The sequence below is a fragment of the Pseudomonas thermotolerans DSM 14292 genome, from assembly GCF_000364625.1.
GTDB classification, from domain to species: Bacteria; Pseudomonadota; Gammaproteobacteria; order Pseudomonadales; family Pseudomonadaceae; genus Aquipseudomonas; species Aquipseudomonas thermotolerans.
In genome coordinates this window covers 295,001-310,662 of the sequence record NZ_KB822599.1, presented here as the reverse complement: position 1 = coordinate 310,662, position 15,662 = coordinate 295,001, and the positions used below count along the sequence as shown (strand labels likewise).

At 68.3% G+C, this 15,662-nt stretch carries 12 protein-coding genes; 4 read left to right on the top strand and 8 right to left on the bottom strand.

The features are described from left to right. Nucleotides 1-429: 429 nt before the first annotated feature. The gene (locus H165_RS0101505) at nucleotides 430-1,968 is read right to left on the bottom strand and encodes an AhpA/YtjB family protein (protein WP_017937129.1); all 1,539 of its coding nucleotides are present in this window, start codon (nucleotides 1,966-1,968) and stop codon (nucleotides 430-432) included. Between the two features lie 134 nt (nucleotides 1,969-2,102). On the opposite strand from H165_RS0101505, the gene serB reads away from it, so the two are divergent. Then, nucleotides 2,103-3,317: a phosphoserine phosphatase SerB gene (gene serB / locus H165_RS0101500; protein ID WP_017937128.1), complete on the top strand. Its 1,215-nt coding sequence runs from the start codon at nucleotides 2,103-2,105 to the stop codon at nucleotides 3,315-3,317. 156 nt (nucleotides 3,318-3,473) lie between these two features. Here the strand turns inward: serB and H165_RS0101495 are convergent, their stop codons facing one another. The 5 genes from H165_RS0101495 to H165_RS0101475 form a co-directional block, all read right to left on the bottom strand. Further along, nucleotides 3,474-5,546, bottom strand: a complete 2,073-nt coding sequence (locus H165_RS0101495; RefSeq protein ID WP_017937127.1) for a GGDEF/EAL domain-containing response regulator — start codon at nucleotides 5,544-5,546, stop codon at nucleotides 3,474-3,476. Between the two features lie 72 nt (nucleotides 5,547-5,618). Continuing rightward, entirely contained in the window at nucleotides 5,619-7,424 is a 1,806-nt protein-coding gene (locus H165_RS0101490) for a hypothetical protein (protein ID WP_017937126.1), read from the bottom strand. Between the two features lie 150 nt (nucleotides 7,425-7,574). Then, a complete protein-coding gene (gene asd / locus H165_RS0101485; protein WP_017937125.1) occupies nucleotides 7,575-8,450 on the bottom strand; it encodes an archaetidylserine decarboxylase in 876 nt (291 codons plus the stop codon). A 3-nt stretch (nucleotides 8,451-8,453) separates the two neighbouring features. Further along, entirely contained in the window at nucleotides 8,454-9,269 is an 816-nt protein-coding gene (gene rhdA / locus H165_RS0101480; protein ID WP_017937124.1) for a thiosulfate sulfurtransferase, read from the bottom strand. An 80-nt stretch (nucleotides 9,270-9,349) separates the two neighbouring features. Next, nucleotides 9,350-10,861, bottom strand: a complete 1,512-nt coding sequence (locus tag H165_RS0101475; protein WP_017937123.1) for an HDOD domain-containing protein — start codon at nucleotides 10,859-10,861, stop codon at nucleotides 9,350-9,352. A 118-nt stretch (nucleotides 10,862-10,979) separates the two neighbouring features. On the opposite strand from H165_RS0101475, the gene motA reads away from it, so the two are divergent. Continuing rightward, entirely contained in the window at nucleotides 10,980-11,831 is an 852-nt protein-coding gene (gene motA / locus H165_RS0101470; RefSeq protein ID WP_017937122.1) for a flagellar motor stator protein MotA, read from the top strand. An 11-nt stretch (nucleotides 11,832-11,842) separates the two neighbouring features. Then, the gene (gene motB, locus H165_RS0101465) at nucleotides 11,843-12,805 is read left to right on the top strand and encodes a flagellar motor protein MotB (RefSeq protein ID WP_017937121.1); all 963 of its coding nucleotides are present in this window, start codon (nucleotides 11,843-11,845) and stop codon (nucleotides 12,803-12,805) included. Nucleotides 12,806-12,808: 3 nt separating this feature from the next. On the opposite strand, the gene rsgA is transcribed toward motB, so the two are convergent. Further along, a complete protein-coding gene (rsgA, locus tag H165_RS0101460; protein ID WP_017937120.1) occupies nucleotides 12,809-13,831 on the bottom strand; it encodes a small ribosomal subunit biogenesis GTPase RsgA in 1,023 nt (340 codons plus the stop codon). A 115-nt stretch (nucleotides 13,832-13,946) separates the two neighbouring features. Between rsgA and orn the strand changes: the two genes are divergently transcribed. Then, complete coding sequence (orn, locus tag H165_RS0101455) at nucleotides 13,947-14,489, top strand: oligoribonuclease (protein WP_017937119.1); 543 nt, start codon at nucleotides 13,947-13,949, stop codon at nucleotides 14,487-14,489. A gap of 47 nt (nucleotides 14,490-14,536) precedes the next feature. Here orn and queG read toward each other — a convergent pair whose 3' ends face one another. Next, nucleotides 14,537-15,613 (bottom strand): tRNA epoxyqueuosine(34) reductase QueG, encoded by a 1,077-nt coding sequence (gene queG / locus H165_RS0101450; protein ID WP_017937118.1) that lies wholly within the window; start codon nucleotides 15,611-15,613, stop codon nucleotides 14,537-14,539. Between the last annotated feature and the right edge of the window lie 49 nt (nucleotides 15,614-15,662).

The window sequence follows — 15,662 nt, the reverse complement described above, 5'->3', positions numbered from 1 at the left end:
CCAAGAACACCGCACAACTGATTACGCTGTTTGCGCTGTCGAATCTGTGGATGGCGCGGCGGCATTTACTCGCGAACACAGGAGAGGTGCGCCTGTAACACGGCGAATAGCCGCTACGGGGTACGCGTAGCGGCTAAAAGCCCTACATAAGTAGTCGATCTGAGCAGTTTTTGATCGATGGACCGCTTCAAAAAACAGCGAGGTCTGAAGTCAGCCAGAAATGCGGAGCTACTTCAGACCATCCCTAAGGCATGAAGAAGCTCATTCTCGCGTTTTTCTAGCGATGCGAAATCACCTTTTCGGTATGCAAGTGCTTTAGCTAAAGAGGCAAGTTTTGGGTGATGGTTGGCCATCTAGAGAGGAGAGCACATGACAGGCAGGCCGTCATGTGCTTGTGGTGCATAATAGCGGTTGCCTGTCTGGCGCGTTTCAGCGCGTCTCGTGCATGCGGGTCAGCTGGCGCTCCAGCAGCGAGGGGTAGGGCTCCAGCAGGCGCTCCACGCAGCAGGCGCCTTCCGGGCTGGCGATGGTGCGGATGCGCGCCCGCTGGCGCAGCAGCGTATCGTCGCCGATGCTGCGCTCCACCAGCAGCAGGTTGCGGCTGTGCTGGGACAGCGCCAGGGCGTCCTGGGTGGTGTCGTCGAGCAGCAGCTCGCCCTGGCTGAGGCCCTGCAGGTCGTCGCCGTGGGTCAGGCCGAGCTGCAGCTGCAGGGTGATGCCGCTGTCGGCCACCTCCACCTGCAGGGCGTGGCCGAGGGCGCGCATCAGCTCGCCGCAGCATACCGCGTGGGTAAGGTAATCCTCGCCGCTGGTCTGGCTGTGGAACAGCATCAGGCTGCTGCCGTCGTTGAGGGTGTGCAGGTCGGCCTTGTACAGGGTGGCGGCCTGCTCCAGGCAGTCGCGGTAGCGCTCCAGGAGCTCCATCAGACGGCTGCGCGGCAGTCGGCGCAGCTGTTCCTGGGCGCCCAGCTGGATGGCAAGCACCGCGCTGTACTGCGGCACGCGCGGCGGCGTGGCGGGAGTGGACGCCGGCTCCTCGTCGAGCAGCGGCTCGCGCAGGTCGGCGAAGGGATCGTCTTCGTCGATGCTGGTGCGCCGGCTCGGCGGAGCGTAGTCATCCTCATCGAGCCCCGGGCCGTCGAAGCGTGGGTCGGCCAGGTCGCGGACCTGAAAGGGCGCGGCGGCCGGCCGTTCGCTGGGCGCCTGGACGGCCGGGTCGTCGACCAGGAACTCCTCGTCATCCTCCGGGTGCTCGGGCTCGACGGGGGCTGGCTTCTCCGGCACCAGGCGGGCCTGCAGCTGGCGAGCCAGGTCGCCGATCTCGTCCTGGCGACCGGCGGCCGGCGCCGGGTCGTCCGGATCGCGCAGCCACAGGCGCAGCTGCAGCAGCGGGGTGGACAGCTGGCGACCGAGGCGCAGGCTGAGGGACAGGGTCAGGGCCAGCAGGATCAGGCTGAGCAGGCCCATGCTCTGCAGGCTGATGGTCATCGGCTGCTGGAACTGGGTCATGTCCAGGCTGATGCGCAGGTGCCCGGCGATCACTTCCTGGAAGGTGATGGGGGTGGAGAACAGTCCGTCGGTTTCGCCGAGCAGGCTCTGCTTGGGCCGGCTGCCGGCCTCGGCGAGGATGCGGTTATCCACGCTGTAGATGGCCGCGTGGGCGACCAGCGGGTTCTTCGCCAGGTTGTTGAGCAGCACGTTGAGGCTGAGGATGTCGTTGGACACCAGTAGCTCGGTGGCCGAGGCGGCGGTCTGCGCGGTCAGCGCCTGGCCGAGGGCGTCGGCCTGCTGCTGCATGGCCTGCTTGAACTGCAGGCCCATCACCAGCGCATAGATGGCCAGGGCCAGGGCCACCAGAACCAGGCTGTGGCTGGCGATCCGCAGGGCAATGGGCACGCGGCGCTGGCGCAGGGCGTGGAAGATCAGCAGGAAAAAATTGTCAGGCTTGACGGGCGCAGGCTGGTTCACAGAGCGCGATTCTTCTAGGAGTGGAGTTGCCGCGCAGTATAACGAGCGGCCTGGGGGCGGCAAAGCGCCGGGCGTGCCCTCCCGGCGGGGAAAGGGGGTAGAATGCCGGTCTTTTACACAGCGAGGGTTGCGCCTTGCGCGAAATCGTTCTGATCAACATCACCGGTGAGGACCGTCCGGGCCTCACCGCCGCCATCACCGGTGTGCTGGCCCGGGGCGGCGCGAACATCCTCGACATCGGCCAGGCGGTGATCCACGACACCCTGTCGTTCGGCATCCTGGTGGAGATCCCGCACACCCAGGAAGCCTCCGCGGTGCTCAAGGACGTACTGTTCACCGCCTACAAGCTGGATCAGCAGGTGCGTTTCACCCCGGTATCCGAGGCCGACTACCAGCAATGGGTGGCTGGACAGGGCAAGCCCCGGCACATCGTCACCCTGCTGACCCGGAGGGTCACCGCCGAGCAGCTGCACAGGGTCAGCTCGATCACCGCCAAGTACGGGCTGAACATCGACCACATCGACCGCCTGTCCGGACGTATCCCCCTGGACACCCCGGACGAGATGAGCAAGGGCTGCATCGAGTTCTCGGTGCGTGGCGAGCCGGCCGACCCGGCGGCCCTGCGCGCCGAGTTCCTCAGCGTGGCCCAGGAGCTCAGCGTCGACATCGCCTTCCAGCAGGACACCATCTTCCGCCGCAACCGCCGCCTGGCGGTGTTCGACATGGACTCGACGCTGATCGAGGCCGAGGTGATCGACGAGCTGGCCAAGGCCGCCGGGGTGGGCGACCAGGTGGCGGCGATCACCGAGCGGGCGATGCGCGGCGAGCTGGACTTCCGCGCCAGTTTCAAGGAGCGCCTGGCGCTGCTCAAGGGGCTCTCCGAGGACGTGTTGGAGGATATCGCCGCCGGCCTGCGCCTCACCGAGGGCGCCGAGACGCTGTTCGCCGAGCTCAAGCGCCTGGGCTACAAGACCGCGATCCTCTCCGGCGGCTTCACCTATTTCGCCCGCAAGCTGCAGCAGAAGCTCGGCATCGACTACGTCTATGCCAACGAGCTGCAGATCGTCGACGGCAAGGTCACCGGGGTGGCCGTGGAGCCGATCGTCGATGCCCAGCGCAAGGCCGACCTGTTGCGTGAGCTGGCCGCCCGGGAAGGGCTGCAGCTGGAGCAGACCATCGCCGTGGGCGACGGCGCCAACGACCTGCCGATGCTCGGCCTGGCAGGTCTTGGCGTGGCCTTCCGTGCCAAACCGCTGGTCAAGCAGTCGGCCAAGCAGGCGATCTCCACCCTGGGCCTGGACGGCATCCTCTACCTGCTCGGCCATCGAGACCGCGACGGTCTGGTCTGAGCGCCCTCGCTAGGCTCTGAAACACGAAACGCCCGATGCGGTGCATCGGGCGTTTTGCGCTCCGAGACTCGGCCTGCTGGGTGGAAAGCTTATCCAGGATGGGATACCGGACATGAAGAAGCCGCCCTCGGGCGGCTTCTTTCGTTGTCGGGGCGCTTATTCGTCGCCCACCGAGAAGTCGTAGTCCATGGCCTGACTCGGCCCCTGCAGGTAGTAGCCCTGAATGTAGTTGACCCCGGCCTGCCAGAGGGTGGCCAGTACGCTGGCGCTTTCCACGAAGGGCACGATGGTCAGCTTGGCCTGGGCGTGCAGGCTGGCCAGCAGGGTCTTCAGCGCCTCCTGGCTCTCCGGGCTGGAAAGGTCCTGGGAGAAGGAGCCGTCCACCTTCACGAAGTCGACGTTCAGGTGCTTGAGGGTGTTGAAGGGGTTCAGCGCGCAGCCGAACTGGCTGAGCGCCACCTTGCAGTGCAGCTCGCTGAGGCCTTGGGTGAGTGCCTTGGCCTGTTTCAGGTAGGTGGTGGCGTCCGGCTCGCTGATCTGGAAGATCAGCGCGTCGGAGGGCAGTCGGGCGGCCTTGAGCGCCACGCTGAGCCAGGGCAGCAGGGTCTGGTCCTGCAGGCTGGCGCTGGACAGGTGGAGGAACAGGCAGGTGTTGTGGCCCTTGGCGCGGTGGTCGGCGAGCAGCTTGATGGCGTTGAGGATCACCCAGCGGTCGATCTTCTCGGCCAGCCCTGCGTCCTGGGCAGCGCCGAGGAACTCGCCGGGGGCGATCTCCTCGCCCTGCGGGTTGAGCAGGCGCAGCAGCACCTCGTAGTACTCGTTGCTGTCGCCGCGCAGGCTGATGATCGGCTGGAACAGCAGGCGGAAACCATTGGTCTCCAGGGCGTGCTGAACCATGGCCAGCACGTTGCCGCGACTGGCCGCGGCAGCCAGTTCGTCGGTCGGGTCGTAGAGCTTCAGGGCGTTGCCGCCTTTCAACTCGTCGGCGCAGCGGTGGGCGCGGTCGACCACCTCCTGGACCTTGGCGCTGGTCTCGTTGATGCCCGCCACGCCGATGCTCAGGGTGGTCTGAGCGGTGCGCCCGGCGACGTCGAACAGATGGCCCTCGACCTTCTTGAGCAGGGCGTTGAGACCGTCCAGCGCCTGCTCCGGGGCGATGCCCGGCTGCAGGACGGTGAACACGTCGTCGCCGAAGCGCGCCAGCTGGGCGTCGGCTGGGAAGTGGGCGCGCAGCAGGGTGGCCAGGTCGGCGAGCAGCAAGTCGATGCCTGCCAGGCCGATCTCGGCGAGCAGCGGCTGGTAGCGGTCGAGGCGGATGTAGGCCAGGGTGGCCGGTTGGCCGGCGTTGACCGCGCGTTCCGCGGCGGCGTCCAGCAGCTCGAGGAAATGGGGACGGTTGAACAGCCCGGTGACCAGGTCCTGGCAACTGATCTCGCGCAGCTTCTCCTCCAGCTCGGCGTTGTCGCTCCCCGCGCGGATCACCACCTGGATGCAGGGCTCGCTGTCGTAGCTGGCCGGCGAGAAGCTCATCCGCGCTTCGAAGCTCTGTCCGTCGGCCTTGACCCCGGTGCAGGTCAGCTCGGCGTGGCCTTCGCCGTCCTGTTGGTAGGCCTTCAGGAAGTCCTTGAACTTACTCTGGTCGGCGGCGCCGATCAGGTCGATCATCGGCATGCCTTCCAGCTCGTCGGCATCCTCGTAGCCGAAAAGTTGCAGGTAGGCGCGGTTGGCGTAGATGTGCATGCCGTCGTGGACGTAGGTGATGGCGTCCACCGAGCTGTCGAGGAGCAGCTGGCAGCGCTTCTCCGCTTCGCGCAGGGCCACCTCGGCGGCGCGCCGGGCGCGGCGTTCCTCGAGGTTGGCCAGCTCGCGCTTGGCGACCAGGATCAGTCGCTCGTCCTCGCCCTGGGGCAGGGCGTCCTGGGCGCCCAGGGTCAGGGCCTCGGTGATGGCGTCGGAGTCGTTGCCGGCGACCAGCTGGATCACCGGGATGTCCTTGGCCTGGCGACGGATCGCGGCGATCGCCTCGCTGGGCTCGAGGTGCTCGCTGCTCGGCGCGGCGATGAGCAGGTCCCAGCTCTGCTGCAGGGCTTCGGCGAGGTCGTCGCTGGAAGTGAGACGGTGCACCCGGGTGGCGTGCCCGGCGTTGCGGAACAGGCTGACGAGGCGCTCCGCCTCGTTCTGCGAGTCCTCGAGAATCAGCAGGCGGATGGTTTTCTTTTCAATGCCCATGGCGTGTGCTTGAAAGACGGCGGGACGCGCCGAACGTGCGCAAAAAGGCGACGAATGGCAATGGGCTGGAATCTACAGAGACTTCCAGAGGGAGTCAAAGTCTTCCTCGCCGCCGATCTTCCCGCTTGCCGACGTTGTGACGGGCTTCCCTGGATCCTGGGCGAACTGCTCCACCAGGCGATATTCGAACTGGTTGAAGCTGCTGTTGCCGGTCTGCTTGCGGCTGAGAACCGCCTGGCGTTCCTCGCCGTTGAGGTTGATCACCACCTTGTTGCCTTCCTGGAAGGGCAGGCGCGGGGCCAGCAGGGTCGCCGGGCGGGAGATGGCGCTGATCTCCGGGAGCAGCAGGGCGCGCAGGAAGCAGCTGTTCTGTTCGTCCTTGCGCAGCAACTGCAGGCCGCAGGGCTGGGCGTGCGGGGCGATCAGTTCGATGCCCATCTGGGTGCCACCGCCGCGCACCTGGCGGATCCAGCGCACGATGGCGATGCACCAGGGCTGCTCGGGGCTGTCCTGGATGCCGAGCAGTTCGCCGGCCTGCAGCTGGCTGGGCACTTCCTTAGGCCATTTGAGACAGTACCCGCCGGGGCTGTGGTTGACGATCGCCAGCTCGTAGGTGGGGTAGCTCTCGGTCTTCTGCGGATGGCGCTCCTCGCCGGGGCGGACGTACTGGATTTCCTCGTAGATCTGGTCGTGGTCCCGGCCGGGCTGAGCGTCGAAGGCGCCGTTCCAGATGTCCTTGGTGCGCGGGGCGCTGGTGTCGAACACCGCGCTCTTGGCTTCCTCGGGACGCCGGAGCACTTCGCTGAAGGTCTTGCCGCCGGCCAGGTAGTAGTGCAGCGCGCTCATGCCGATGCACAGGGTCAGGCTGCCCTGGCCCGGGGTGCGCTGGAAGGTGCGCTCGGCGATATCCCCCCAGGCCGAGGCGAGGTGCTGCAGCAGGTCGAGGCTGAAGCCTTCCGGCACCGGCAGGCGGGCCTGGCCGCGCTCGGCAGCGGGGAGCAGCAGGTATTCGCGGATGGCGTCCACCAGCGGCAGCGGGTTTAGGCCGAGCAGGCCGTGCTGGTCGCTGCCCTGACTGAGCGTCTTGTAGCGCGGCGGGCCGTCCACTTGCGGGGTCACCACGAAGATGCTGCCCGGCGCGTCGGCGTCCTGCAGATGGGCCAGCGAGGTCCAGGCCTCAAGCGCTTCGGCGAGGCGGGCAATGCTGTTCTGGCGCATCTGGTTGCAGCGCGAGCAGCCGAGCAGCAGGGCGATCAGGTAGGTCTGCTCGACGCTCAGTCCCGCGACGTGGGCCAGAGGGTCGCGTACCACCAGGCGGTGCAGGCGGCGCGCGTGGGCGATCTGGTAGAGCTGGTGGAGTTCCAGCCAGAGCCCCTCGGGGACCGGGCAGTACAGCTGGTTGGCGCGGACCAGCGGACCGCACAGGGCGTAGGTGGCGCGCTGCAGGGCGACCACCAGACGCTCGTTACGCTCGCGGCGGCGCTCCCGCGCCGAGGCCTGCGGCAGGTCCTGGGTGATGATCAGCTTGTAGCCGGCGGCGAGGTGGTTCTGCAGGGCCTGGCAGAGGTTGGCGATCTTGCGCGGGCGTTCGTCGAGGACGATGGCCTGGTTGAGGAAGTGGCGTTCCAGGTGGTGGCAGATGAAGTGCACTTCGACGCGCAGCAGTTCCAGCAGCTTGAGGCGGTTGTCCGGCGGGGTGACCAGCTGGTTGACCTCGATCAGGCACTGATAGAGCTGGCGGGCGGTCTCTCCCAGGTTGGCCTTCGGCAGGCCGGCGATCCACAGCTTGAGATCCCGGGGTGAGGGTTCACAGCAGGAAAGGCTGTGCTTGTCGGGGGTGGGGACGCGCAACAGCAGGTGGTGGGTCTGTTTGTCCATGTATCTCGTTATCCGCGGGGGCCGGTACGCCAACGAAGAAAGGGGAGACGCTGCAGAGTGCGATGACACTTTAACAGTGTCCGCCGACTGTGGCAGCCGTCCCATTGGCTGGCGGGACGGGCGGAGCATGCCCGTGCCCGTCAGCCGTCGTCAGGCCGCGCCGTCGAGGCTGCTGCCCAGGCGCTGGCCCATGCGTACCGGGCTGCCGGCGGCCAGTTCCTCAGCCCACTCCACCTGCTCGGGACCGAACAGCACGATGGCCGTGGAGCCGAGCTTGAAGCGGCCCAGCTCGGCGCCTTTCTCCAGGTGGATGGGCGCGCGGGCCGCGGCGTCGTAGCGGAAACTCTTCAGGGCGCGCTTCGGCGGGGTGACCAGGCCGGCCCAGACGGTCTCGATGGAGGCGACGATCATCGCGCCGACCAGCACCACGGCCATGGGCCCGCGCTCAGTGTCGAACAGGCAGACCACCCGCTCGTTGCGGGCGAACAGCTCGGGGACGTTCTCTGCGGTCAGCTGGTTGACCGAGAACAGCCGGCCCGGCACGTAGACCATCTCGCGCAGGGTGCCGGCCAGCGGCATGTGCACGCGGTGGTAGTCGCGTGGCGACAGATAGACGGTGGCGAAACTGCCGCCCAGGAAGGGCGCGGCGCGCTCGGCATCGCCGCCGAGCAGCTCGACGGCGCTGAAGCTGTGCCCCTTGGCCTGGAAGATGCGCCCGTGCTCGATGCGGCCGAGCTGGCTGATGGCGCCGTCGGCCGGGCAGAGCACCGCGTCGGGGGCTGCCTCCAGCGGCCGCGCGCCGTCCTTCAGGGCACGGGTGAAGAAGGCGTTGAAGTGTTCATAGGCGTGTAGATCCTCGACCTGCGCCTCGCTCATGTCGACCCGGTAGCGGCGGGCGAACCAGCCGATCAGGCGGTTCTTGAACCAGGGCACGCGGCACTCGGCGGCCAGGCCGACCAGCCGCGACAGCAGGTGGTGCGGCAGCAGGTACTGGGCGAGCAGGAACAGGCGTTCTTGCAGGGACATCGATCAGCTCTCCACGGGGGTGTCGGGGTGGTTGCCCCATTCGGACCAGGAACCGGCGTAGCCCTTGACCCGCGGATAGCCGAGGGCCTTGGCCACCAGGTAGGTGAAACCGGAGCGGTGATGGGTCTGGCAGTGGGTGATCACCTCCTTGTCCGGGGTGATGCCCAGGCCGGCGAGCACCTCGGCCATGTCGGCGCGGATGCGCAGGGCGCGGGCCGGGTCCATGCCGGCGGTCCATTCGAAGTTCACCGCGCCGGGAATGTGTCCGCCCTTGGCGGCGAGCACCTTCTCGCCGCGGTATTCGGCCGGCGAGCGGGCGTCCCAGATGGCGAGGTCGGCGGCGCCGAGGCGCGACAGCAGGTACTCGCGGCTGGCGGTCGGCGCCTCGTGCAGGGTCAGCGGCAGCGGGCCGCCGGCCGGGGCGGGGACGGCGGTGTCCAAGGCGCGGCCGTCGGCCAGCCAGGCGTGCAGGCCGCCGTTCAGGTAGTGGCAGCGGGCGTGGCCGATCACGTCGAGCAGCCAGATGAAGCGCCCGGCCCAGCCGCCGCCCTCGTCGTCGTAGACCACGTAGACGGCCTCCGGGCGATGGCCGAGTTCGCCGAACAGCGCCTCCAGCCGGGCGCGCTCGGGTAGCAGGCCGGGGGCCGGCGGCTGACCCCACTGGGTGCGCTTGGGATCGACGAAGCGGGCGCCGGGGAGGTGCCCCTCGGCGTAGCGGGTGGCGCTGGTCAGGTCGACCAGGATCAGCTCGGGCGCGTCCAGGCGGCTGGCCAGGTCGGCCGGCTCGATCACCAGCGGCAGGTCGGAGAAGGCAGACATGGAATGGCCTCCGGCAACGGGAAAAGTGCGGATTGTAGCGGAACTGGCGGGTGGCGGCTTGCCGGAAGCCGCCTCGGCCTTCAGCCCTTGCGGCTGATGAAGTGGGCCAGCGCCCGCTCGATGCAGAGAGCGGTCTTGTCGAAGGCCTGCACGTGGAAGTCGTCCAGTGCCAGTCCCTCGCGGTCGGCGACCAGCAGCATGACCACCCGACCGTGGTGGGCCAGGGAGCGCAGCAGCAGGTGTTCGCTGGGGAACAGGGCTTTCAGCGGGCCGGGTAGCAGCGCCGAGTACTGCGCCATGTTGGCCGGGCTGAGGCGCAGTTGGGCGGGCTTGTCGAGCAGCCGGCGCAGCAGTGGGCTGGGCGCCGGGTCCAGCTCCAGGCCGATGCCGGCGCCGTTCAGGCCGCTGGCCTGCTGGCCGCGCAGGCGCGCGCGCTGGCGGTCGGCGAGGAGCATCAGCACCCGCGGCAGGCCGCAGGCGTTCAGCGCGTCGCGGGCGCAGGCGGTGAGTTGCACCACGTTGAGGAAGGGGCTGGGCTCGCGGAGCAGCTCGGTGCAGTGCCGGCGCCACTCTGGCAGGGTCTTCGGCGGTGGCGCCTGGTGCTCGGGCGGACGCAGGTGGCTGTCGGCCCAGGGCCAGAGCAGGGCAACCGCCGGATGCCAGAGATCCTGCGGGTCCAACTGGCGGGCGCTGTGGGCGGCCAACTGGTGGCTGTGCTGCTGCACCTCGGGCAGCGGCAGTCGCAGGTGCAGGGCGGTCAGTCGCTGCCAACGCAGGCTGTGTTCGCAGCCCCAGCCGACGTGGGCGGAGAGCGCCAGGCTGTTGGCCAGCAGTACGCTGTTGGCCGGCTGGGTCAGCCAGCGGCGCAGCGATGGATCGGCGTCGAGGCGCTGCTGCTGGTTCAGTGGGTGTGCGCTGTCGCGGGCGTTGCGCAGGGCCTTGACCAGCAGGCGGCGGTCGCTCTCCAGCAGGCGGTAGCAGTGGCCGACCCACTCGGGCAGGCGCCAGAGTTCGGCGAGATGTCCGGCCAGCTGCAGCAGCGTGACGCCGAACAACTGGTGCTCCACCTTCGTGGCCGGCTCGCCGTGGCCGAGCACGCGCTGTTCCCACTCCTCCAGCAACTGCGGATGGGCAGCGGCCAGCGGCCAGAAGGGCGAAAGCAGCAGCAGGCTGGCGCAGTGCACCTCCTGCCAGAGGCGGGCCAGGCGCAGTGCGAACAGCCCCTCGGCCTGGTGTACGGCGTGTCGGCTGATCAGCAGCAGCTGGCGCAGGGCCCGCGGCATGGCCTGTGTCTCGCAGACCGGCAGGTGGGCGAGCAGCTCGGCGCTGCGGTGCAGGCCGAGGCGATGGAGCGCCACTTCCAGGGTGGCCGCCGGCTGGCCCTGCTGGCCGGTGTGGCGGTTGGCCTCGCGAATCAGGGCGAGGGTGGCGACGGGGCTGCGTTGCACCTGTTCGGCGAGGTCGCGCAGCGAGCGGCGACTGTCGTGGAGCAGGAGTCTGAGGTGGCTGCGCAGGTCGGCGGTTAGCGGTAGTCGAACGCGATCCAGTTCCCTGACCCAGGCGTCCAGACCGTGAAGAGAAGGCGTCTGCATTGCGGTTATCGAGTGCGCTGAATGGATTTTCGGCCGGCCAGCCTATAGTCTGGCGCACATCTTCCGATAAAGAGAAGGGCGGCGTACCCAGCCCCTCCACCAGCGACTCTTAATTTCCATGGCAAAAATCCTCGGCATCATCGTCGTATTCGCCAGCGTGCTCGGCGGATACCTCCTCTCTCACGGCAAGCTCGGTGCTCTTATCCAGCCCTTCGAGGTGATGATCATCGGCGGGGCGGCGTTCGGCGCCTTCCTGCAGGCCAACCCCGGAAGCACCACCAAGCAGGTGTTCAGCAAGGCGCTGCGCCTGTTCGGCTCGCGCTTCACCCGCGGCTTCTACCTGGAAGTCCTGCGGCTGCTCTACGAGATACTAAACAAGAGCCGCCGCGAGGGGATGATGGCGGTCGAGGCGGATATCGAAGAGCCGCAGTCCAGCCCGATCTTCAGCAAGTACCCGAGCGTCCTCAAGGACGCGCGGATGACCGCGTTCATCTGCGACTACCTGCGCATCATGTCCTCCGGCAACATGGCGCCCCACGAGCTGGAGGGGCTGTTCGACATGGAGCTGGCAAGCCTCAAGGAGGAGTTGGAGCATCCGGCCCACGCAGTGTCGCGGGTCGCCGACGGCCTGCCCGGCTTCGGCATCGTCGCCGCGGTGCTTGGCATCGTGGTGACCATGGCCATGCTCGGCGAGGCGGAGCAGGCGGCCATCGGCCAGCACGTCGGCGCCGCGCTGGTCGGCACCTTCCTCGGCATCCTCGCTGCCTACGGCTTCGTCGGTCCGCTGTCACAGGCCCTGGAGCACGACGCCCGCGAGGAGCTGAATCTGTTCGAGGCGATCAAGGCCTGCCTGGTGGCCTCCGCCTCCGGGATGCCGCCGACCCTGGCGGTGGAGTTCGGCCGCAAGGTGCTGCTGCCGGCCCACCGGCCCAGCTTCAGCGAGCTCGATCAGGCCATGCGCGGTAGCTGACGGTCGCTGCGATGGACAACAACCAGCCGATCATCATCAAGCGCGCCAAGCGCTACGCCACCGGGCACCACGGGGGATCCTGGAAGATCGCCTTCGCTGACTTCGCCACGGCGATGATGGCCTTCTTCCTGGTGCTCTGGCTGCTGTCCTCGGCCACCCCGGAGCAGAAGAAGGCCATCGCCGGCTACTTCCAAGACCCGGTGGGCTACACAGAGAGCGCCAGCCCCTACGTCATCGACCTGGGCGGCACGCCGACCCCGGCGCCGGACAAGACCCTCAACCCGGAGGTGCAGAACCTCCCCGACGACCAGGACCGCAGCAAGCTGTCCCCCGAGCAGGCCGAGGACATCGCCGACCGTCTCGAGCAGGAGCGCCTCGAGCTGCTGCTCCAGGAGCTGCAGAACAAGATCGACGAGAATCCGCAGCTGCAGCGCTTCAAGGACCAGATCCTCCTGGAGATCACCCAGGACGGCCTGCGCATCCAGATCATGGACGCCGAGAACCGGCCGATGTTCGATCTCGGCAGCGCGCGTCTGCAGCCCTACTTCGAGGACATCCTGCTGGCCATGGTCGACACCATCAAGGCGGTGCCGAACAAGATCAGCATCAGCGGTCACACCGACGCCAAGCCCTTCGCCGGGCACGGCGAGTACGGCAACTGGGAGCTCTCCGCGGCGCGCGCCAACGCCGCGCGGCGTACCCTGGAGGTGGGCGGCTATCCGGAAGAGCAGGTGGCGCGGGTGGTCGGCTACGCCTCCTCAGCGCTATTCGATCGCAAGGACCCGTTCAACCCGGTGAACCGGCGCATCGACATCATCGTGCTGACTCGCAAGGCGCAGCGCGCCATCGAGAGCGGGCAGGGCGCCGGCGTGCCGCAGGCCGAGCCGCCGGCGCCCCAGTCGGCGGTGCCAGCCGAGGCGCTGCCGCAGCGCCTCAACGTCTTCGACGACGGGCCGCTCAGGCTGCAGCGCTAAGTTCTAGTACTCGGTCTCCGGCAGGCTGGCGACGATGTGCCGGTAGCTGGCCATGCGCTGCGGGTGGATGCGCCCGTCCGCTAGGGCGGCGAGCAGCGCGCAGCCGGGTTCCTGCTCGTGGCGGCAGTCGCGGAAGCGGCAGCGGCCGAGCAGTGCGCGGAACTCGATGAAGCCGTCCTCGACGTCCTGGCGGCTGACGTGGCTCAGAGCGAATTCGCGGATCCCCGGCGAGTCGATCAGCTCGCCGCCGCCGGGGAAGTGGAACAGCCGTGCCGTAGTGGTGGTGTGGGTGCCCTTGCCGGTCAGTTCGGACAGCGCACCGACGCGGGTGTCCACCCCCGGCAGCAGACTGTTGACCAGCGACGACTTGCCCACCCCGGACTGCCCGACGAACACGCTGACGTGGCCGTCGAGGCGTGCCTGCAGCTCCTGCATGCCGCTGCCCTGGTGCGCCGAGACCTCGAGCAGCGGGTAGCCGAGCTGGCGGTAGGTGTCCAGCAGGGCGTCGATGCTCGCGGCGTTGGCGTCGTCGATCAGGTCGGCCTTGTTGAGCAGCAGCAGCGGGCGGATTCCGGCGTGCTCGGCGGCCACCAGGTAGCGGTCGATCAGGTTGGCATGGGGCTCCGGGCGCGGCGCGAAGACGATGACGATCTGATCGACGTTGGCCGCCACGGGTTTCAGCTGACCGCGCTGGTCCGGGCGGCACAGCTCGCTGCGCCGCGGCAGCTGGGCGACGATCACTCCGTTGGCCTGGTTGCCGGCGCGCCACACCACGCGGTCGCCGGTGACCAGTGGCGGCAGGTTGGCACGCAGGTGGCAGCGGTGGATGGCGCCGCCATCCTCGGCTTCCACCTCAACCGTCACGCCGAAATGGGCGATCACCAGACCATACTGCTCGGGCCCCAGGTCGCCGCCCTCCAAGGCCGCGAGGGCCTGGGACTCGCGCCTGGCGGCGCGGGCGGCGCGTTCGCTCTGGATCTTTTCGATGCGCCAGCTCTGGCGGCGGTTGAGTTGGCGTTTGGCCATGCGGGTTCCGGTCGATGCCTCTGGAGATGTGCAGGTTTGGCGGCGGCGAGTTTAGCACGCTGCGCCAGCGTCGCCCGGCTGGGCTACACTGCGCACCTCAGCCTAGGAGCACGCCATGCAGAACCCCCTCAACCTGATCTGGATCGACCTGGAAATGACCGGTCTCGATCCCGAACGCGACCGCATCCTCGAGATCGCCACCATCGTCACCGACAGCGAGCTCAACATTCTCGCCGAAGGCCCGGTGATCGCCGTGCACCAGAGCGAGGAGGTGCTCGCCGGGATGGACGAGTGGAACACCCGCACCCACGGGCAGAGCGGCCTGCTCCAGCGGGTCCGCGACAGCCGCATCGACACAGCCGAGGCCGAGGCGCTGACTCTGGCCTTCCTCGAGCAGTGGGTGCCGGCCGGCAAGTCGCCGATCTGCGGCAACAGCATCGGCCAGGACCGCCGCTTCCTCTATCGCTACATGCCCAGGCTGGAAGCCTACTTCCACTACCGCTACCTGGACGTCTCGACCCTGAAGATCCTCGCCGAGCGCTGGGCACCCCAGATCAAGGAAAGCTTCCAGAAGAAGAACAGCCACCTGGCCCTGGACGATATCCGCGAGTCCATCGCCGAGCTGCGTCACTACCGCGAGCACTTCCTCAAGGTTTGAGCGCCCTGCCTGCGGCAGGGGTCAGGCTTGTCCGCGGACCCGTTCAGTCAGCGACCGTGGCGCCGCAGCGCCCAGGCCACGTGTTCGCGGACCAGCGCCGAGGGATGCGCGCGGCGTGCCTCCAGGGCCTCCAGCACCGGGATGGTGGTCGGCGCGTTGCCCAGCCCCACCGCCAGGTTGCGGAGCCAGCGCTCGTAGCCGGCGCGACGCAGCGGCGAGCCCTCGGTGCGCGCCAGGAACTCCTCCTCGCTCCACAGGAACAGCTCGGCTAGGGTGATGTTGTCCAGGCCCTGACGCGGCTGGAAGTCGCTCTCCGGGCTGGGGCGGGCGAAGCGGTTCCAGGGGCAGACGATCTGGCAGTCGTCGCAGCCGAACACCCGGTTGCCGATCAGTGGGCGCAGCTCCAGGGGGATCGCCCCCTTCAGCTCGATGGTCAGATAGGAGATGCAGCGCCGCGCATCCAGCACATAGGGGGCGACGAAGGCCTGGGTCGGGCAGGCCTCCAGGCAGGCCGTGCAGCGTCCGCAGTGCTCGCCCTGGTAGGGGCCGTCCACCGGCAGGGGCAGGTCGACGAACAGCTCGCCGAGAAAGAAGAAGCTGCCGGCATGGCGGTTGAGCAGCAGGGTGTTCTTGCCGATCCAGCCCAACGCGGCCTGCTCGCCGAGGGCCTTTTCCAGCACCGGGCCGCTGTCCACGTAGGCGCGGTAGCCGAACGGTCCGATCTGCGCCTGGATACGGTCGGCCAACTGCTGGAGGCGCGGGCGCACCAGCTTGTGGTAGTCGCGGCCCAGGGCGTAGCGCGACACGTAGGCCTTCTCGGGCTCGCCCAGGCGTCGGGCCATCTGGGGATCGGCGGGCAGGTAGTCCATGCGTAGCGAGACCACCCGCAGGGTGCCGGGGCGCAGCTCGGCCGGCCGCGAGCGCTTGCTGCCGTGCGTCGCCAGGTAGTCCATCTCGCCCTGGTAGCCGGCGGCCAGCCAGCGCTGCAGGTGCTCCTCGTGGCGGGGCAGGTCGATCCCGGCGATGCCGACCTGCTGGAAGCCCAGCTCGCGGCCCCAGTCCTTGATCGACTGGGCGAGGGTGGCGAGATCGAGGTCGGCGCGGGGCGGGGCGGGCTGGGGCATGCTGGGCGGAAACCGGAGAGGGGTGGGTATAATTCTGCCAGACATTGGA